At 40.4% G+C, this 20,716-nt stretch carries 13 protein-coding genes; 9 read left to right on the forward strand and 4 right to left on the reverse strand.

Annotation, left to right across the window (positions count from 1 at the left end):
• Window positions 1–94: 94 nt before the first annotated feature.
• The 3 genes from glgB to IEE83_RS19105 all read right to left on the reverse strand — a co-directional run bounded on the left by glgB (window position 95) and on the right by IEE83_RS19105 (window position 5,572).
• The gene (glgB, locus tag IEE83_RS19095) at window positions 95–2,101 is read right to left on the reverse strand and encodes a 1,4-alpha-glucan branching protein GlgB (RefSeq protein WP_194122105.1); all 2,007 of its coding nucleotides are present in this window, start codon (window positions 2,099–2,101) and stop codon (window positions 95–97) included.
• Between the two features lie 163 nt (window positions 2,102–2,264).
• On the reverse strand, window positions 2,265–3,470 hold the full coding sequence (locus tag IEE83_RS19100) for a dipeptidase (RefSeq protein WP_194122106.1): 1,206 nt from the start codon (window positions 3,468–3,470) through the stop codon (window positions 2,265–2,267).
• Window positions 3,471–3,589: 119 nt separating this feature from the next.
• The gene (locus tag IEE83_RS19105; RefSeq protein ID WP_194122107.1) at window positions 3,590–5,572 is read right to left on the reverse strand and encodes a maltotransferase domain-containing protein; all 1,983 of its coding nucleotides are present in this window, start codon (window positions 5,570–5,572) and stop codon (window positions 3,590–3,592) included.
• A 258-nt stretch (window positions 5,573–5,830) separates the two neighbouring features.
• Here IEE83_RS19105 and IEE83_RS19110 point away from each other — a divergent pair, with 258 nt between their 5' ends.
• The 6 genes from IEE83_RS19110 to IEE83_RS19135 all read left to right on the forward strand — a co-directional run bounded on the left by IEE83_RS19110 (window position 5,831) and on the right by IEE83_RS19135 (window position 16,791).
• Window positions 5,831–6,412, forward strand: a complete 582-nt coding sequence (locus tag IEE83_RS19110; RefSeq protein WP_194122108.1) for an RNA polymerase sigma factor — start codon at window positions 5,831–5,833, stop codon at window positions 6,410–6,412.
• Window positions 6,413–6,520: 108 nt separating this feature from the next.
• On the forward strand, window positions 6,521–7,531 hold the full coding sequence (locus IEE83_RS19115) for a FecR family protein (protein WP_194122109.1): 1,011 nt from the start codon (window positions 6,521–6,523) through the stop codon (window positions 7,529–7,531).
• Window positions 7,532–7,763: 232 nt separating this feature from the next.
• The gene (locus tag IEE83_RS19120; RefSeq protein WP_228101881.1) at window positions 7,764–11,243 is read left to right on the forward strand and encodes a TonB-dependent receptor; all 3,480 of its coding nucleotides are present in this window, start codon (window positions 7,764–7,766) and stop codon (window positions 11,241–11,243) included.
• A 27-nt stretch (window positions 11,244–11,270) separates the two neighbouring features.
• Window positions 11,271–13,079 (forward strand): RagB/SusD family nutrient uptake outer membrane protein, encoded by a 1,809-nt coding sequence (locus IEE83_RS19125; RefSeq protein WP_194122110.1) that lies wholly within the window; start codon window positions 11,271–11,273, stop codon window positions 13,077–13,079.
• 360 nt (window positions 13,080–13,439) lie between these two features.
• Entirely contained in the window at window positions 13,440–16,037 is a 2,598-nt protein-coding gene (locus IEE83_RS19130) for a TonB-dependent receptor (protein ID WP_194122111.1), read from the forward strand.
• Window positions 16,038–16,236: 199 nt separating this feature from the next.
• Window positions 16,237–16,791 carry a DoxX family protein gene (locus tag IEE83_RS19135; protein WP_194122112.1) on the forward strand — a complete coding sequence of 185 codons (555 nt, stop codon included), beginning with the start codon at window positions 16,237–16,239 and terminating at the stop codon, window positions 16,789–16,791.
• 114 nt (window positions 16,792–16,905) lie between these two features.
• On the opposite strand, the gene IEE83_RS19140 is transcribed toward IEE83_RS19135, so the two are convergent.
• A complete protein-coding gene (locus IEE83_RS19140) occupies window positions 16,906–17,571 on the reverse strand; it encodes an NAD(P)-dependent oxidoreductase (protein ID WP_194122113.1) in 666 nt (221 codons plus the stop codon).
• Between the two features lie 686 nt (window positions 17,572–18,257).
• Here IEE83_RS19140 and IEE83_RS19145 point away from each other — a divergent pair.
• The 3 genes from IEE83_RS19145 to IEE83_RS19155 all read left to right on the forward strand — a co-directional run bounded on the left by IEE83_RS19145 (window position 18,258) and on the right by IEE83_RS19155 (window position 20,558).
• Window positions 18,258–18,773, forward strand: coding sequence for a hypothetical protein (locus IEE83_RS19145; protein ID WP_194122114.1), 516 nt, complete (start codon window positions 18,258–18,260; stop codon window positions 18,771–18,773).
• Between the two features lie 101 nt (window positions 18,774–18,874).
• Window positions 18,875–19,453, forward strand: a complete 579-nt coding sequence (locus IEE83_RS19150) for a Crp/Fnr family transcriptional regulator (protein WP_194122115.1) — start codon at window positions 18,875–18,877, stop codon at window positions 19,451–19,453.
• A gap of 229 nt (window positions 19,454–19,682) precedes the next feature.
• A complete protein-coding gene (locus IEE83_RS19155) occupies window positions 19,683–20,558 on the forward strand; it encodes a pirin family protein (RefSeq protein WP_194122116.1) in 876 nt (291 codons plus the stop codon).
• Window positions 20,559–20,716 lie beyond the last annotated feature (158 nt).

Consider the following 20,716-nt stretch of genomic DNA (forward strand, 5'->3'; position numbering starts at 1 on the left):
CCAAATCGCTTCTTCCAAATATAACTTAAAAAAATAAGGCAGAGATGTCTCTGCCTTATACTTATTATTTATTTTCATCAAATTCCTGTGAAATTCACTTCGCCTTTGGAATTTTCTTCAGTATGACTGCGCCCATTGGAGGCAAACTAAGCTGAATTGAATTTTCCTTGCCGTGCCATAAACTATTTTCCGATGTTACCGGTGCGGAATTTTTCTGGCCACTGCCCCAAAACAAGGTATCATCCGAATTGAAAATTTCTTCCCACGTTCCTGCCGACAGTACACCCACCCTATAATTAGGCCTTGGCACTGCGGTAAGATTCAGAACAATAACCAGATTTTGATTTGGATCAGAAGCTTTCCGTGCATAAATCAGAACAGAATTTTCGCGATCCTGCGTGTCAATCCATTCAAAACCTTCACTCGAAAATGAATATTCAGAAAGCGCAATCTCAGATTTATAAATTCTGTTAAGCGCTTTTATACATTCTTTCATCCCTTTATGAGGAGCGAAATCCAGAAGATGCCAGTCCAGACTTTGTTCAAAATTCCACTCAGAGGTCTGCGCAAATTCTCCGCCCATGAAAACAAGTTTCGTTCCCGGATGCGTAAACATATAGGCAAACATCAGTCTCAGGTTCGCGAATTTCTGCCATTCATCGCCGGGCATTTTGTTGATCAGCGATTTTTTGCCATACACAACCTCGTCATGTGACAACGGAAGCATAAAGTTTTCAGAAAAAGCATAAACCAAACTGAAAGAAAGCTGATCCTGATGCCATTTACGGAAAGCCGGATCTTTTTCGAAATACTTTAAGGTATCGTTCATCCAGCCCATCATCCATTTCATTCCAAAACCAAGTCCGCCTACAAAAACCGGACGGGAAACGCCTGGAAATGCAGTTGATTCCTCAGCAATACTCTGGATATCCGGAAACTCGGTATAGGCCGCAATATTCATTTCTCTTAGCAAAGCAATTGCTTCAAGATTTTCCCTGCCGCCAAATTCATTCGGGATCCACTCATTATGTTTTCTTGAATAATCAAGATAAAGCATGGAAGCCACCGCATCTACACGAAGTCCGTCCGTATGATAGCGATCCATCCAGAAAATGGAATTACTGATCAAAAACGATTTTACCTCATTGCGGCCGTAGTTGAAAATGTAACTTTTCCAGTCCGGGTGATATCCTTTTCTTGGGTCTTCATGCTCATAAAGCGCTGTTCCGTCAAAACGAAAAAGTCCGTGCGCATCACCGGGAAAATGTGACGGTACCCAGTCAATATAAACCCCGATTTCTTCCTGATGCAGGCGATCGATCAGGTGCATTAATTCCTGAGGAGTTCCCATACGGGAAGCGCACGAAAAATAACCGGTGATCTGATATCCCCAGGATGGTGGATAAGGATGCTCCATTATAGGCATTAATTCCACATGGGTAAAACCCATTTCCTTCACGTAAGGAACCAGCGATTCTGCAATTTCCTTATAGGTCAGGAAACGTTCCGGATCAGACGGATCACGTTGCCATGAACCTAAATGTACTTCGTATACCGAAATCGGTGCGTTGAGTTTATTCTTTTCTTTACGGAGTTTCATCCAGTCCGCATCACCCCATTCATACCAGGTATCCCATACAATTGAGGCTGTTCTCGGCGCTACTTCACACCATAAAGCAAACGGATCAGACTTTTCAAGATGTTGACCATCGCTGGTTACGATCAGATATTTATAAACCTCTCCTACTCCGATATTCGGAATCCAGCCTTCCCAGATTCCGGAACTGTCCCAGCGTGGTGCAAGTCCGTGAGCATCTCTGTTCCAACCGTTAAAGTTACCAATCACAGAAATATGGGATGCATTCGGAGCCCATACCGCAAAGTAAGTTCCCGTTACACCTTCCACATCCATTACATGGGAACCGAGTTTTTCATATAGTTTGAAATGTTTTCCCTGCTTGAAAAGATGAATATCAAAGTCGGTGAAACGGCTTATCGTTTCCACTGGTTTCAAGTCACGCTTTGGCACCGCAACCAAGTCCTGTTCCTGGGAAGACGCTTGGGACGAATTCTTTTTATTTTTACTGGTTGACTTAGTCATTGGTTAATATACAATTTACAATAATCGGATGAGAGTATAGGCTCCACTGGTTACCGTTTAGGGAACCCGTAATCGCTTCAATTTACAATTTTATTAAACTATTTCTTAAAATGTATCTATTATTTCATATCTCATCTAAAAAACCAATGCCATAGTACTTTCATTATATAGACTTACCTTTCTCAACAGCAGCCAGAACGCGCATAATATTTCCGCCCCAGATTTTTTCAATGTCTTTTGCTGAATATCCGCGACGGACAAGTTCTTCTGTAATCACGCCAATATCGCTCACATCATCCAGACCGATCACTTTTCCTCCACCATCAAGATCCATACCAATTCCTACATGATCCACGCTTGTTAGTTTAATTACATGTTCAATATGATCGACTGCATCTTTAATCGTAGGCATGTCGGATTCATATTTCTTTGCAGTAGCCTTCATTTCTTCAAAAAGCGCTTTTTTATCGTCGGCTGACAAATCAGTTTGACGAAGTTTCAGACGTAATGCTTTCATTGATAATTCCTGCTGCATCGATGGTTTTTTCACAAAACCAGGCACAAAATTAATCTGAATCACACCACCATTTTTCGCAAGCGTTTTGATCATATCATCCGTCATATTTCTTGGCACATCACACAAAGCGCGGCATGAAGAATGGGAAGCAATGACCGGAACCTTGGTAAGTTTGATCACATCATAAAACGTAGAATCCGATACGTGGGAAATATCCACCATCATACCCAAACGGTTCATTTCTTTCACAACCTGCTCACCAAAAGGACTTAAACCATTCCATTCCGGACCGTCTGGATCTGTTGAAGAATCAGCGATATCGTTATTGGCTGAATGCGAAAGCGTGATATAACGCAGTCCCAGATCATAATATAATTTCAGGTTCGCCAGATCATTATTAACCGGCCAGCCGTTTTCCATTCCGATGAAAACAGCTCTCTTTCCTTCTTTCTGCAATCTGTATGCATCTTTTGGCGTAGTGGCAATGCCGGCCATTTCAGGATGAAGTTTAACCGCTTCATGAATTTTATCAAAAATTGCCAGCGCTTTTTGCTTCGCTTCGGCGTTAGCTTCGGGGCTGCGTTTTCCCTGTCCTAAATAAACCGCAAAGAACATTCCGTCCATTCCGCCTTTTTTCATTCTTGGAAAATCGATTTGCGAACCGTCTTTTGCATAATCATGCTCCACAGAAACATCAAACCCTTCTTTCATCATATTGATCGGCACATCGGCATGTGTATCAATAGTCAATGCTTTTTCATGAATTTTCGCCGCTTTTTCTTTGATCGCATCCGGAGTTGTCTGCGCCTGAGAAAGTAAAGGGAGAGCAAGTAAGAGTAGTAACTTTTTCATAAATTAATTCAACGAGTAAGAGTGAAAATTTTGCAGTTATTTTCTGCGCCTTTCAAATTCACCCTTTTTTCTATAAAAACCCAATTCTTATTTGCCTATTTAACACATTAGCCGAATCTCTAATGGTTTTCTCCATGATATTCCTCAATTCGTAATATATGAAATGGCAGAATGTGTGGATCCAGTTCCACGTAGTTCCAATCTCCTTTCCACTCATAGCGCGCATCCGTGATCAGGTCATGTGCAATATATTTTTCATCATAATTTTTATTAATCATGTGAACAGGAACTTCCACCATGCCCGATTGACGGTGGTATGAATCAAGATTAACTACACAGAGCAATTTATTACCCGCAAAATCATTTTTCAAAAAGGCCAGTATCTGGTTGTTTTCCAGAAAACAGGTATGCACATCATTGGTCTTCTGCAAAGCCGGATTCTCCTTTCTTAATTTATTAATTAGTCCGATCAGATAATGCACCTTGGTATCTTTTTCCCAGTCCCAATGCTTGATTTCAAACTTTTCAGAATTCCAGTACTCTTCCTTTCCTGGAAAAGATTCATAAACCAACTGTTCAAAAACCGGCCCGTATATTCCATAACTACCAGACAATGTAGCTGCAAGAAAGAACCGGATGAGCTGCTGAGGCTCATGTCCCGATTGCAGATTAAATGGATTAATATCCGGTGTATTTGTCCAGAAAATGGGTTTGTAAAAATCCTTTTGAGATGAATATGCAAGTTCATTAATATATTGTTCAAGCTCATACTTTCGATTCCGCCACATAAAATAAGAATCAGAAAGTGCAAAACCGGAGTTAGACAGCGCATTCATAATCTTTGGCCTCGTAAAAGTACCGGCGTAGAAAATCAGATCAGGATATTGGGCAGTTATGTCGCTTATCAGATTCTTCCAAAAGTAAAACGGATGTTTTTCAGGTTGAATAACCCGGATAATACGGATTCCCCACGAAATCCATAATTGTATTATTTCTTTAAAAGCCTTACTTAAAGTTTCTTCATTATTTTCATCTATTTGGATGTTGTAAAAATCAGGTTCAACCGAGATTAACTGACCCGATAAAAAAGTTTGTTTCAAGCTGTTTTTTTCAAACCATCCCGGATTTTGTATGACCCACGGATGATCCGGGGAAAACTGCAAGGAAAGATCCAGGGCAATTTCAACATCTCGTTTCCCAGCTTCCAGTACAAGATTTTTAAAGTCATCAATATTGCCAAGTTCAGGGTGAATGGCTTGGTGCCCACCCGTGGAATTCCCGATTGAAAAAGGCGATCCCGGATCCGATTCGTCTGCTTTCTGCCCACCGTTTTTACCCTTTTTATATCGAAAACCAATTGGATTAATTGGTGGAAAGTGCAGGACGTCAAATCCCATATCTGCAATTCTTGGCAAACGTTTTATCACATCTTTAAACGTACCGTGTTTCCCGAAATCATCGGAGGCTGATCTTGGAAACATTGTATACCAGGAACTGAATTCAAGTTTTTTACGGTATACCAGTAATGGAAATTCTGCGGATTCATCAGAAAAGCCTATGTCAGGATAGCGGTTCAACCATTCGGTAAAACGAAAACTTCCTGCCAATTGTCCGGCCTCATCTTCACGATTTTTATCCTTAAAAAGCCGTATCGCTTCTTTTATAAGTGCTTTATCATCTTTTAAGGCCAGTTTTGACATTTTCTCCAAAAGCTTTAATCCTTCAGGAATCAGGTCACTAACCGGCAGATATTTTTGCAGGCGCCGGCTAATCTCCCCCTGCCAGGTTGCGATGGGATCAACCCAGGCAACAATTTTGTATACATATTTACCTGCTTTTTCAACTGAAAACTGTCCTTCCCACCGGTCATTTCCTACGGGTTTCATGTAAGCTTTTTCCCAGTTTTCCTCTTTGTTTTTATAAAATATCCTTGCAGCCAATGCTGAATCTCCGTGGGTCAAAATATCAGCCTGAACTATGATTGTATCACCCGAAATAACTTTTACAGCATAGGCACCGTGGAGATTCTCAGGTATGATATTCTCAATAATGACAAAATGATGATTCAGGTTTGAACTGATATTTACGGTTTGATTATTCATCTTGAAAAATTATTTTTTTTCTTAATACTGGAAATATTTATAAATATTAACAATTAAATATCAAAATTGTATGAATTTCTGAACAAGTTGTGCTGGAAAGTTTTATCTGGTTCCGGATTTGTTTTGGCTGAATGAATTCCTGATTGAAAATATTTTATATCAATCTATCAGGTAAATATTATGCCTGGGAGTCTTTGCCCAATAAGTGTACATATTACAATTGTTAAAAAAGAAATTTTACACATACTCCTAACAAATTTGATAACGCATCACAATTATCTTTCAGACGATGAGTTGACCAAACTCATCTGCCAGAATAATGACGAGTTGGCTTTCAGCACGTTATATACCCGGCATGCGCGTCTATTGGTGCACACTGCAATTCGTAAAACCGGTGCTAAAACGATTGCCGAAGACCTGGTGCAGGAAGTATTTTTCAAATTCTGGCTAGGCCGACATAAATTTGATATACAAAAGAACGCGCAGGCTTACCTGCAGGGCATGCTCAAAAATGTCATTGTTTCACACTACTATAAAGAGCAGCGTCAGCACATTTTTTCAATTGATGAAGTGGAGTCTCCCGCGGATGACGTAACCCGTGAAAACCTGGACTATAACCTGCTCAGTGAGCTTTACGAACAATCGCTTTTAAAACTTCCTGAAAAATGCCGCCAGGTATTTGTATTAAGCCGAAAGGGTCACAGCCTGAAAGAAATTGCCGGCAAGCTTGAAATTTCAGAAAAAACGGTTGAAGCACATATCAGTAAGGCACTCCGGATCCTTCGCGTTGAAATGAAAGATTATATCGCTTTAATGCTAATCAGCGCATCTTTTATTTAATCAATTCAATTTTTTAAAAATAAATTCATATTTGAGTAAGGGATACATAGGGATTTGGTAGACTGTATAAGTAAACCTGTTTTTATAAGTGTAAACCTTACACATAAAATGAATCCCAACATTCCTTCTTCTCAGATTTTAAAAAAATATCTGTCCAACTTATGCAGCAGCGAGGAACGGGCCATGGTAGATGCGTGGTATCAAAAACTGAACCTTGATTCCGGCGAAGCATTTTCAGTATCTGACGAATCTGAACTGTATCAGCGTATTCAAAGTCAAATACATAAGGCCGAAAGTTCCTCTTCTGAAAAAGCCCGGTTCACATTCCGAATCTGGAAGTTTATTAAGGCGGCAGCGGCTGTCATATTTCTTTCTTTCGGCTTATTTTATTTTTTCCAGTTTCACTCAAAAAACAGGACAGCAATAAAAACCAACGCTGATTCGTCACTCGTCACTTTTCAAAATAATCAGAAAAAAATAATCAGGTACACCCTTCCCGATCATAGTATTGTATGGCTTCGGCCGGGTGCAAATCTGGTTCATCCAAAGGAATTTAAGCATAAAAAAAACAGAGAGATCCGGTTTAGCGGTGAAGGTTTTTTTGATATCGTTCATGACAAAAAACACCCATTTATCGTGAATTGTGGAAGCGTTAAAACGCAGGTACTCGGTACAACTTTCAGCGTACGGGCAAATACTGAGGAATCCACTTTTCAGGTTTCGGTTGTTACCGGCAGTGTTTCGGTCAGTACACCCAAAGGGAAAAATAACATGGAAACGGTAGTTCTACAACCAAAAGAACAGGCCATTTACGAAAAGGCGTCACAAAATGTAACAGTGAATCATTTGAAAAATGCTGCATCCAATCAGGAAAACTGGCAATCGGTTTCGCTGGCTTTCGACGAAACGCCCATGAGTGAAGTGGCAAACCGCTTGCAGATGACTTTTAAAATCAAAATTGAATTTGCCAATCTTAACATCAAAAAATGCAGGCTAAAAGTCGATTTCAATAATCAGCGGTTACCCGAAATACTGGATATGATAGACATTTTGCTGGGTACCACTTACGAGATTGACGGAAGCAGGATTGTGCTTAAAGGAGATGGATGTAATGGTTAATTGCCAATGGTTAAGGATTAAATTAATAGATACACCTTAAATATGTTTTATATGACGTAGATAAACTATCAAATCCGGATCAAAATTCTTAGTCAAAAAAAATCAGGAGTGGTTGCAACACTCCTGAATGTAAAATGACCAGGAACTCCCAAGAACGCGCAGTTCAGAACCATCGCCTTTCGGCGATTTACAGGATCGTTGTTTCCAACACTAATCAATTCTCAGTAAAATTATGAAAAAACATCTTCATCCAAGGCATGGATTGCTATTCAAAATCATGCGGTTAACTTTCTACCAACTCGTTTGCATCGGTCTGCTATCGGCAATGGCTTATGCGCACAACTCGCCTGCTCAGGATTTGCTGAACAGAGGCATTACAATTCAATTGCAAAATGTCACGCTTCAGGAAGCACTGACCAAGCTTGAACAAAAGGCAAAAATACGCTTTGCGTACAGCAGTGACCTTCTTGACATGGGACAGCAGGTAAATATTTCCGCTAAAAATCAAAAACTGGGACTGATCCTTGATCAGTTATTATTTCCAAAGGGCATAACCTATCGTGTCAGTAATGACCAGATTCTTTTGTCAAAAGCGCAGAAAAACACTTCGGAAATAAATTCAGAAAAAATGCTTTTAGCCGCTAATCCGGCTGAAATTAATATTTCCGGAACTGTAAAAGCTGCTGAAAATAATGAACCGCTTCCAGGCGTAAGTATTATTTTAAAAGGTACACAGCGTGGAACGACAACGGATGTCAATGGAAAATTCCAACTTGATGTCCCGGATGGTAGCGCGACGCTGATACTTTCTTTCGTAGGATACGTTTCACAGGAAATTGTTGTAGGAAACCGCACAACGCTGGATTTATCTCTGAAAGCAGATACAAAAGCGCTTGATGAAGTAGTGGTCGTTGGGTATGGAACTCAGAAAAAATCCACACTGACAGGTTCAGTTGCTTCTATAAAAGGAGGAGAAATTGCCGAAACTCCGGTTCCAAATATTTCCAATTCCATGGCCGGAAAAGTGGCGGGTGTAAGCATGCGACCAAACGGAGGTCAGCCGGGATCGGATTCTCCCGACATTCACATCCGGGGTATAGGCACCACCGGCAACAATAAACCACTTATTGTAGTTGACGGGATTATCCGCGACAACATCAACCAGATCGACCCGACGGCCATTGAAACAATATCTATTTTGAAAGATGCAGCTGCGGTTGCGCCCTACGGCCTGGGTGGTGCAAATGGTGTGGTATTAATTACAACAAAAAAAGGAAAAACAGGAGCGCCGAGTTTGTCGTTCAGCAGTTATTACGGCACGCAGACGCCAACTTACTATCCTAAATTATTATCAGCCCAGGATTATATGCGGTTAAAAAACGAGGCATATATGAACGAAAATCCAACAGGAACCCAGCAGCCTTTTGCCAATGACCTGATCGAAAATTATATCAGTTTGAATGCAAAAGATCCTGATCTTTATCCAATCAGCAATACCAAAAAGCTTGTGAATATGCACGCACCGATGCAGAACTATAATTTGCAGCTAAGTGGTGGAACGGATAAAATCAAGTACTACGCCGGTTTGGGATTTTTGCAGCAGAAAGGAATGTTTGATCCTGTAAAATATACCCGCTACAACTATAATCTGAATCTGGAAGCGCAGGCTACCAAAACAACAACGGTTTCGCTGGCACTGATCGGTTCAATTGAAAATACAAAATCGGTTGATGATGCGGTTTCGGCAACAAACCTTTTCCGTAACGGATTTAAATATATTCCCATCCGAAGCCTCTATTACAGCAATGGTTTGTGGGGAGAATTTGCAGGAAATTCGCCGGTTGGTGTGTTAAATGCAGGTTATTTAAAAAATACCAACAATACATTGCTTACCACCATTGCAATTGAGCAAAAACTTCCATTTGTAAAAGGTTTGAGCGCAAAAGGTACTTTCAGCTATGATCCAAACCAGCGTACAACAAAAGGATGGCACACGCCTTTCTATTATTACACCCAAAATACCAACGTAACGCCCTATACCTACAATAAAGAAATTTCTACTTCCGAAGGTGGTGCTCCGTCTTTTACCTATTTGAGACAGGAATACAGAAAAACGCAGACTTTCAGCTATCAGGCATATCTGAATTACCACAATTCTTTTGGTAAACATGATTTTACAGGTTTGCTGGTTGCGGAAGCGCGGAATAATACCTATGAAATTTTCGCTGCACGACGGAATAACTACGCCATCAATGTAGATGAACTCGATATGGGAAGTTCCAACAAAAACGATTTTGACAATTCAGGAACTTCATCCACGGGAAGTCAGATCGGTTATGTTTACAGACTTGGTTATGCCTATGCCGGCAAATATTTATTTGAGGCATCAGGGCGTTATGACGGGCATTACTATTTTGCTCCCGGAAAACGTTACGGTTATTTCCCTGCTTTTTCTGTCGGATGGGTTTTATCAGAAGAAGATTTTATCAAAAAAAACCTGCCTATGGTTGATAATCTGAAACTGAGAGGATCTTGGGGAAAATCAGGAAACCTTGCCGGTACTGCATTTCAATATCTGACAGGATACAATCTGTACGGAAATGCTTACGCACTTGGAACGGGATCAATGGTCCAGGGTTCTTACATTCCAAACGAGGCCAATAAAAATATTACCTGGGAAATTTCTACCAAAACTGACGTTGGTTTTGAAGCTTCGCTATGGAGAGGTTTACTGAATGTTGAATTTGACTATTTCCATGAAAAAAGAACAGGGATGCTTTTGCCTCCTGCTGTGAGCGTACCGGTAGAATATGGTCTTGGACTGGCCGACGAAAATGCCGGGATTATGACAAATGGCGGATTTGAGTTCAGCCTTGGTACCAGCCACAAATTTGCCAATGGGCTAAAACTTGGTTTCAACGGAAACATGAGTTATTCCAAAAACAAAATGGTGCAGGTTTTTGAAACTGCTGCTACACGAAACAATCCAAACCGCAGCAGAACAGGCCGGCCATTCGGCACGCCATTTGGATACCATGCACTTGGCATATTTGGCACAGCAGATGACAAAAATGATGATGGCATTATCGACAGCAAAGATGGATACAATGTAGCGCAGTTTGGTACCCTGCATCCTGGTGATATTCGTTATGCAGATTTGAGCGGCCCGGACGGAAAACCGGATGGTAAAATTGACGCCAATGACCAGACCGTTATCGGAAAACCTGTTTATCCCTTTTTAAGCTATGGTATTACGACTACCGCGAACTGGAAAGGTTTTGATGTAAGTCTGTTTTTCCAGGGATCGTCGATGGCAAGTCTTGATATCCGTCAATTTCAGACCATTCCTTTCAATAATAATAACAGCAATTCAAGCTACGAATATTTCAATAACCACTGGACACCAACGACTCAGGGCGCGCGCTATCCAAGAGCTACACAGGCACCTTATGCCAACAACACACAGGACTCGGATTTCTGGTGGTCAAGCACCGCACATATACGCCTGAAAACAGCGATTATCGGTTATACCCTTCCAAAAAGTATTATGCATTCTTTGAAGATCCAGTCCGTGCGAATTTATGCTTCGGGACAAAATCTGTTCACTTTGAGCAAGTTAAAATTCATGGATCCGGAAGTGGGTTACACCGATCGTGAAACGGCTTATCCCAACCAGAAGGTATATGTACTTGGTTTAAATGTCACTTTCTGATTTTATGTTCCTGTAAATAAACGAAATATGAAAAATACTAAAAAGATCATTTTTACGATGCTGCTTGGCCTTTGCATGACATCCTGTAATGACGATTTTCTTGAAAACGATATCAAGAGCCAGTTAACAGACGCCACCCAGTGGGCATCAGAAGGAAACGCGGATATTTTCCTCAATGATATTTACCATGATCTTTCCAATAAATGGAACTCCCCGGAAAATCTTGATAATTTCACAGATGATAACGATGCCGGATTTTACTGGCGTTCGTACAGCTGGAAACAGGGAATTGTTGATCCTTCTGTTAATCAGGGGTCGCCGATGGATCAGGAGTATAATACGGCGGTAATTACCAATTCCACCAATCACGCAACAGATTATGCTACCTGGGGCGCCGGTTTTTATAAAATCAGAAAGTGCAATTTATTTCTGGAAAAAATAGCTGAAAACTCGGCTAACTTTTCAGCCGGTTATGTAAAACAACGCGTGGACGAAGTCAAATTTTTAAGGGCCTATCTTTACAGCGAATTATGGATGCATATCGGCGGCTTGCCTATCATCACCAAAACGCTTGACAGAGCTACCATGGCTCCGGCCGAATTGTATACCAAACGAAGCACTTTTGAAGAAACATTCAAATTTATCACGTCTGAACTCGAAGCCATTGTCAACAATAAAGCTTTGCCCGTTAAATTCAATAATGGGGATGCCAATGCCGGCAGGGCTACTTTGGGTGCCGCGCTCGCACTAAAAGGATGGCTGGAATTGTATGCGGCCAGTCCGGCATTCAACGCGGCAACTCCTGCGGTTGGTTCAGATCCCAACAAAATGGCAAGTTTCGGAAACTACGATCCTGAACGCTGGAAAAAAGCGGCTGCCACCAACAAACAATTTATGGATACCTATGGCGGCACTTATGGCCTGTTTCCTGATGTTTCTGCCTTGTGGTGGGAGAAAAATGAATACAACTCTGAGATAATCTGGGACAGACAAATTGTTGCTGTCATCATGGGTTCAAATTATGAACAATATGGAGGACCTGTCTGGATTGATGGCGTCTATTATACCTGGGGAAATTATGATCCTACGCAGGAACTTGTCGATCAATTTTGCATGGCAAACGGAAAAACAATTTCGGATCCCACTTCCGGTTATGATCCCCAAAACCCCTACGTAAATCGTGAAAAACGTTTTTATGATTTCATCGTTTATGACGGTGCTCCTTACAAGCAAGACTGGATGGCCAAAACCGATACCATTTATACCAGAATTGACAAAGTAAAACCTTCCAAAAACCAGATCGATTTTGGTACTGATGATGTTGGAAACACAGGTTATTATTTCAAAAAGAAAATAAATCCTTTGAAACCAAGAGGTGGTGCATCCAGTGGACAAAACTATGTTTATTACCGTTATGCAGAGGTTTTGCTTAATTACGCCGAAGCACAAAACGAAGCTGCCGGTCCTGACGCATCCGTTTATTCAGCAATCAACGCCATCAGAAAACGCTCAAATCTGCCTGAACTTCCGGCAGGATTAACCCAGGAAACTATGCGTGCCGCCATCCGCAGGGAACGCCGGGTGGAGCTTTGTTTTGAAGCAAAAAGATTCTACGACATTATCCGCTGGGTTATCGCCGAAGATGTTATGAATAAAGATCTGCATGGTATGAAAATCACAAATTCATCTCCTTCTGATAACAAAGGAAGATGGGTTTATGAAGTGGTAGGACTTAATCATCCGCATGTTTTTCATAAAAAAATGTACATCAATCCGGTTCCGCAGGCCGTTCGAGATCAGAATAAAGAGATCGTACAAAATCCGGGTTACCAGTAAGATTTGGTTTCTCTTTTTTTAAAATGCTTTATAGATCAGGTAAAACTGATTTGTAAGGCATTTTTTTTTATGATGTAGAATTGATTAATCCATTGTCTATGTCTCCACAGACCGATTTTCTATACAACAGAAAAGTCTGTGAAGACACAAACTAGAAACACAACCACAATTAAGAAAAGGACAAGAATTACAGACAGAAACAGGAATTTCACGAGCGATAAATTAGCTTCTTAACTATCGAATATGTTCTAAAAAATTCCGCCAAAACAAAAATAGAAGAAATATTATTTTCAAAATATTTGAAACTGATAAAATTTTATTCCTTTATTTTGCGCCTTTATTTTACTAAAATTTCATCACATGACTAAAATTTATTACGCTCTGTTTTTCATTTTATTGTCACTTTCAACCTTCGCACAGAAAATGAAAGTAACTGGAAGAGTAACGGACGAAAAGGGAGAAGCGCTTATTGGTGCATCTGTCGTTGAGAAAGGTACAAGTAATGGCACCAGTACGGATGGCAACGGGATTTACACATTGGCAGTTGGCTATTCCAACGCGACACTGATCGTAACCTATGTTGGTTACAACAAAATTGAAAAGGAAATTAACGGCCAGGAAACACAGAATTTCACACTGACTGATGCAACAGTATTAAGCCAGGTTACGGTTGTTGGTTCCAGAAACCTGAACCGTTCCTCTACTGATACCCCGGCGCCGATTGACGTAATTAACATTCAGGAAGTCACTACAAAACAGGGGCAGCTGGATGTAAACCAGCTTTTGCAATTCGCGGCTCCTTCATTTAACTCAAACAGACAGACTGGTTCGGATGGTGCAGATCATGTGGATCCTGCTTCCTTGCGGGGCTTGGGTCCAGATCAGACGTTGGTACTTATCAATGGAAAACGCCGTCACCAATCTGCACTTGTGAATTTATTTGGTTCGCGTGGACGTGGAAATACGGGTACAGACTTAAATGCAATTCCTGCTGCGGCAATAGAAAGAATTGAGATTTTACGTGACGGTGCAGCCGCGCAATATGGGTCGGATGCGATTGCCGGCGTGATTAATATTGTTTTGAAAGAGACAGTTAATCAACTGACTGCAAATGTCAATGCCGGAATGTACAGTGCGAAATATCGTTACGATAACAAAAAATTTGACGGCCAGAATTACAATGTCAATCTCAATTATGGTGTAAAAATTGCCAAAACCGGATTTTTGAATGTCACGGCAGATTACAACTTCCGCGATCATACCAACCGCGCAAATACAAGTCCGATCGATGAAATCAGCCGCAGACAGTACGGAGATCCGCAGATGAAAAATACTGCGATTTATTACAACGCCAAAATTCCACTAGGAAAAAATATCCAGGTTTACAGCTTCGGCGGCCACAACACCAGAAACGGTGATGCCTATGCGTGGACCCGTTTTGCAGATGACGTAAAAAATATTCCAGCGATTTATCCAAACGGATTTGATCCGATTATCGCAAGTAAAATAACTGACAACGCTGCAACCATTGGAATTCGCGGTGTTTGGAAGCAGTGGGATATTGATCTGAGTAATACTTATGGCTTTAACCGTTTTCATTTTTCGGTAAAAAATTCACTTAACACCTCGTTAGGTCTGCAATCTCCGACCTCATTCGATGCCGGTGGGTTTCAATTAGGCCAAAATGTTACGAACCTGAATTTTACTCGAAATTATAAAAGTGTTTTAAGCGGCTTAAATGTGGCTTTTGGTGGTGAATACCGTATGGAGCGTTACAAGATTTTTGCAGGTGAAGAAGCGTCATACAAAACCTATGATCAGAATTTCGCTGGCGGCTCTCAGGGTTTTCCAGGATTCAGTCCGGTTGATGTTACCAATCACGGTCGTTCCAATGTGGCTGCTTATCTGGATGTTGAGGCGGATATTACCAAAAAACTTTTGGTGGATGCCGCAGCCCGTTTCGAAAATTACAGCGATTTTGGTAGCACTTTAAATGGTAAATTAGGGGCAAGATACAAGCTCACTGACGACATTGCCATCCGCGGGTCGGTAAGTACAGGTTTCCGGGCGCCTTCTCTTGCCCAAAAATATTTCAATTCCACTTTCACTAATTTCGTAAACGGACAAGCGGTTCAGGTTCTTTTGGCAAATAATAATAGTGCCGTTACAAAAGCCCTGGGAATCCCGCAACTCAAACAAGAGACATCTGAAAATGCCAGTTTAGGTATTACAGTAACTCCAAAAGCTTCTTCCTTGTCGATTACGGTTGATGGATATTATGTAAAAGTAAAAAATCGTGTTGTTTTAACAGGTCAGTTCAGTGATGAAGATGAGGCGATAGGCCCACTTTTAAAATCGTTAAATGTGGGTCAGGCTCAGTTTTTCACCAATGCGCTTTCCTACACTACTACAAAAGGAATTGATGTAATTATTGCACATTCAACACCGCTGGGCCAAGGCCGGTTTAGTACGACACTGGCATCCAATTTTAACTGGATGAAGTTGGGACCAATCAATACAAGCCCAAAACTTGCAGGAAAAGAAAATACTTATTTCAACCAGAGAGAACGCAGTTTTGTACTTGCCTCCGCTCCTCCTTCCAAAATCAACCTAACGTTTGATTACACAATAAGCAAACTAAGTTTCATGCTTAGATTTGTGCGTTTTGGAGAAATAAAACTGACAAACTGGAATTATGGCTCGATAAATCCTGATACTAACCAGGAATATACGCAGCCAGAATACACCGACGTTTACAAACCGAAAGTTCAGACAGATATTACCGTCAATTATAAATTCAGCAAGCAATTTTCGCTGTCAGTTGGAGGAAGTAATATCCTGAATGTTTATCCGAATATGTCCAAACCTTATCTGACAGAATCCGGAGGAGCCTGGGATCCGGTTCAGATGGGAAGTAACGGAGCGTTTCTTTTTACGCGGTTAGGACTCAGATTTTAAAACCAAGCCCATATCTTTTTAAAATAAAAAATGCAGCAACGATCCGGTATCCTGATCGCTGCTGCATTTTTTATTTCAATTTTGACCGGCTAAAACATAATTTCCGCAAAACTGAAAATAAACCTTTTTGGTAGTATAAATCTATTAGTAAGCAAATAACGTAGATTCCGCATCATCATCAACGAACGCTTCAATACTCATGAAAATCCTGATTAACTTATTCGGCCGCTTTGACAGGCTAGACACCAGTATCAACAAATGGCTTGTAAACAACAGCATTTTACTGCTTCGCATTTCCATGGGACTAGTCTTCCTAGGTTTCGGCATTCTGAAATTCTTTATCGGTGTTAGTCCTATTGAATCCCTTGCTACACGCACAACGACTGTTCTAACGCTGGGTGTCTTCGCCGGACATAATGCGATGATTTTTGTTGCCAGTCTCGAATGTGTGATCGGATTATGTTTCCTGACAGGAATGTTTCTACGCGTTGGTGTGTGGCTGCTTGCTGTGCAAATGATTGGTGCTATGTCTCCTTTACTTATTTATACCGGTGAATTATTTCCGGGGCCAATGCACGCACCAACTTTGGCGGCACAGTACATTATTAAAGATATTATTCTGATCGCTGCCGGAATGGTAATCGCATCGACCTGGACGGGTGCAAAGATTGTAGCCAGGCCCCAAACCATGCGCAGTTCTCTGAAAAAAAGAATCCCGAATGTGTACAAAAATTTAAAAATGGTCCCGGACTAATCGTATTCTAAACAAAAAAGGCATGAACGATTTTAGCCGGAAATCTTTGAGAATGATTGATTAGAAGAATTGTTTTGCCTGATTAAAACAATTCTTCTATTCAGTTTTCAGATCTTAGACATTATATAAAAACGGTGCTTTCCGGGCATAGGTTTTATCAAAAATCTGCTCTTCCAGAAATATAGCAATGTTTTTTGAGCTGATCTTACTACCCAGGCAGTCTTCCACATTTGCTTCCACAGGAAAAATTTGATCTGTATATTCAATTACAGGAAGTCTGACCAGCGTCCAGTTGGCATCACTTTGAATTAAGAGATTGTAAGCCTTTACGCGGTCCGCATGGATTTCCGGAAATTTGCTTTTCATCCATTCAGTTGCAGCTTTTGTCTGTTCACCCTTTTTGTCAAAAGGTGTGTCAATATTAACGCCACCGACAAGAATGTAACGCACGATATTACATTCTTGCATTACTTTCAAAATATGCTGAGTGGCATTACTTGCAACCATCGGCTCACCAGCTCTTTGCCCGATTGTACTTATTACAACCTGACAATCAGTAAGTAGTGTTTCTATGTCATGCAGATTTACTGCATCTCCCTTAACAATTTCAACAAGTGGATTAGTTAGATCTAAGGAAAACTGATTTGCTGAATCTTCGGAGACAGGAGGGTTTCTTAAAAGGATTTTTAAACTATATCCTTTTTCAACTAAATGGTTAACAAGAAATTTTCCTGTTTTACCACCGCCGCCAAGCACGGCTACTTTTATATTTTTATTCATTTTCTCTTTTGTAAAATATGGATACAATATTTCAGCTGTGATTTTCGGATTGAAAAAGACAGAAATTTGAAGAGATCTTATGACCTGCTTCTATTGGTTTCGATATTTTACAAAGACATTTGAATGAGACAAAAGTAATGATTAATTAAGTCATCAGTTATTATAATTGAATTATTTGTCGTCATTTATTACGGTGCTCCGCACCTTGGGCTTTGATGATCATATTGCAATTTTCTACAAATATTTCGGTGCTCTGCACCTGTTCACCGCCGAAAACAAAACCGATTTTCTATATACTGATTTCAAATCATGAGAAACCAACCAATGCAAACCTGCTTAAAATGCCGTAAGTATGACCGATATCATAGCCGTGGGTTTGAACCCACGGAAATTAACCCATTCAAATCACGCCAAAAATGCCGTAGGCATGATCGACATAGATCCAATGGTTTTCAACCAATCAAAAATTAAATTATAATTAGCTTTTCACATTTCCTTCTTTATAACGTCGATAACAGGAACCCAAAACCTACAATAAGAGGTTAGCAATTTATCTTGTTTGTTTTATAAATATTGCCAAATAGTGCGTCAGGGTTGCACAGCAGCGATTAGCCAGTTACTTTTGACTGGTAATCAGAAAGGACAAACAGGTAAAAAGAATTTGTTACGGTAAAAATATATTGATTATGAGTCGCTATTTAAGAGGTTTTGAAAGTAATGCAACCAATGCAGAACTCATTGAAGTTCTGGATCAGGCAGTCGGAATTTTATATAATAAAAGTGCTGGTACTGAATCAAACGGGAAAATTTCGGATGGCCCGGTTGGATATGAATTGTATGAAATGCCAGACGATGTTGTCACCAAAACATTTGAAATTTTAACCTGCAAAGCGGCCATAGGTAATCCGGCGGAAGATCTTGCTGAGAAATTATACGATGCATTTTATGCATGGTTGATTGAAAAACAGGATGGAGAAGCGCTAATAGAAGATTTCGAAGGTCCGAAAGATAAAGTTCCGGTTTCCTATATTGTTACAAACGAACCCTATTTTGTTGAACCATTCAAAAATCTGGGTGTCAATTTTGATTTGAAAGCAGATGTTGACCATAGAACACCAGAATTATTCGGTGAAGAATTTGCCAAAGAAATTGTCTGGTCCTATACTTTCGAAGTAAGGATTTGCGCGCCAAGAAAAGGTTAAGAAACCTTTTATAATTAGAACAGAGAAGTCAGAACAACATTCTTTTTGACTTCTCTGTTTTTCTCTGAAAATCATTCTCCAAGCCAAATTTTAATTCTCTAATGTTCGACCGCATCAACACCTACATGATTAACCATGCAAACCTGAACGCGGACGAACTATCTTATTTTAATTCAATCCTTCAATTTAAAACCTTCCCCAAAAAAACGATTTTACTTCACGAAGGTGAAATCTGTAATTTCGAAGCATTTATTAATAAGGGCTGTATTCGCATGTATTATATTGACGAAAACGGTTTTGAGGTAACACTGCAATTTGCCATTGAAGATTGGTGGGTCAGCGATATTGCCAGTTTTCATGATCAGAAACCCAGTAATATGTTTATAGAAACACTGGAAGAATGCGAACTTCTGATACTTTCCCCACAGACAAAGGAATTATTGCTTGCTCATGTGCCTCAGCTGGAAAGAATGTTCCGGATTTTGGTGCAGCGAAATCTTTCCGGTTTACAAGGACGACTTTTCAAAACCATTGCCACCAGCGCACAAGACAAATATCTGGATTTCATCAAACGCTATCCGACTATTCCACAGCGCGTTCCTCAACATTACATTGCTTCTTACCTTGGCATTTCCGCCGAATTTCTGAGTAAAGTCAGAACCAAACTTGCCAAAAAATAAATTTCATTTTTTCTTCTTTCTTGTCCCAGTTCAATGTTTCCGCATCCCGGTAGCCGTTCCTTTGTATTGTTAATTTATTAAAACAAACAACGATGAACGGACTAATGAACAGCGACAATTCAAACAAATCAGAAATATTTCAGATTTTGATTTTCTTGTCCTAGTTCAATGCCTGCCGCTCACGGAATAACGAAATTTGTATCATTAAATCGGTAAACGACTATAAATTATGGAAAGAAAAGATTTTATCCGTAAAGGCCTGATGGGAACCGGAATGTTCGTGGCATCAGCTTCGGTTGGAAATGTTATCAAAAACGATATTGACGAATTAAAAGAACTGGACGTGATTGGTTTCAATCATTTGCCAAATACAGAATCGAAAGTGAAAGCAAATACAGTACTTCATAAAGCAGATACCCGCGGACATGCAAACCACGGCTGGCTGGACAGTCACCACAGTTTCAGCTTTGCCAATTATTACAATCCGGACCGCATGCATTTTGGCGTGCTGCGTGTTTTGAACGATGACCGTGTTGATGGAGGAAAAGGCTTCGGCAGACATCCGCATGATAACATGGAAATCATTTCAATTCCTTTGGAAGGTGATTTGGAACATAAAGACAGTATGGATAATGTGGCTGTGATCAAACATGGCGACATCCAGGCGATGAGCGCCGGAACCGGAATTTTCCATAGCGAATACAACAAAAATGAAGATCAGGACGCCAAATTTTTACAAATCTGGCTGTTCCCGAAAACTAAAAATGTAACGCCAAGATATGATCAGCTGACACTGAATGTGGAAGACAGACATAACAATTTACAGCAGGTTTTATCCCCAAATCCTGACGATGCCGGTGTTTGGATCAATCAGGATGCCTGGTTTCATATGGGCAAGTTTGATAAAGATTTCAGCATAGAATACAAATTGAAAAATCCGGCAAACGGCGTCTATGCATTTGTATTAAAAGGTGATATCACCATCGAAGACCATGAGTTAAATCAACGCGATGGACTTGGAATCTGGGACACAAACAGCATTTCAATTAAAGCAAATACGCAGGATGCCGAGGTGCTTTTGATGGAAGTTCCAATGTCGGTTTAGCTTTTAGCATTTGGCTATTAGCTAAATTGCCCGATTCCAAGATTTGGTTATTTCCAAAAGACTAAGTGCTAACAACTGATATTCAACATAATAAAAAAATAATTTAATTCGTCCGAAAGGCCGGAAGTACCAACTAACCGCTAACGCCTAAAAGCTAG

This window comes from Dyadobacter subterraneus (assembly GCF_015221875.1).
In the GTDB taxonomy this organism is placed as follows: domain Bacteria; phylum Bacteroidota; class Bacteroidia; order Cytophagales; family Spirosomataceae; genus Dyadobacter; species Dyadobacter subterraneus.

Coding starts and splice junctions, on each gene's coding strand:
- glgB (WP_194122105.1), bottom strand. CDS start 2,101: ATGACTAAGTCAACCAGTAAAAATAAAAAGAATTCGTCCCAAGCGTCT.
- IEE83_RS19100 (WP_194122106.1), bottom strand. CDS start 3,470: ATGAAAAAGTTACTACTCTTACTTGCTCTCCCTTTACTTTCTCAGGCG.
- IEE83_RS19105 (WP_194122107.1), bottom strand. CDS start 5,572: ATGAATAATCAAACCGTAAATATCAGTTCAAACCTGAATCATCATTTT.
- IEE83_RS19115 (WP_194122109.1), top strand. CDS start 6,521: ATGAATCCCAACATTCCTTCTTCTCAGATTTTAAAAAAATATCTGTCC.
- IEE83_RS19120 (WP_228101881.1), top strand. CDS start 7,764: ATGAAAAAACATCTTCATCCAAGGCATGGATTGCTATTCAAAATCATG.
- IEE83_RS19125 (WP_194122110.1), top strand. CDS start 11,271: ATGAAAAATACTAAAAAGATCATTTTTACGATGCTGCTTGGCCTTTGC.
- IEE83_RS19130 (WP_194122111.1), top strand. CDS start 13,440: ATGACTAAAATTTATTACGCTCTGTTTTTCATTTTATTGTCACTTTCA.
- IEE83_RS19135 (WP_194122112.1), top strand. CDS start 16,237: ATGAAAATCCTGATTAACTTATTCGGCCGCTTTGACAGGCTAGACACC.
- IEE83_RS19140 (WP_194122113.1), bottom strand. CDS start 17,571: ATGAATAAAAATATAAAAGTAGCCGTGCTTGGCGGCGGTGGTAAAACA.
- IEE83_RS19145 (WP_194122114.1), top strand. CDS start 18,258: ATGAGTCGCTATTTAAGAGGTTTTGAAAGTAATGCAACCAATGCAGAA.
- IEE83_RS19150 (WP_194122115.1), top strand. CDS start 18,875: ATGTTCGACCGCATCAACACCTACATGATTAACCATGCAAACCTGAAC.
- IEE83_RS19155 (WP_194122116.1), top strand. CDS start 19,683: ATGGAAAGAAAAGATTTTATCCGTAAAGGCCTGATGGGAACCGGAATG.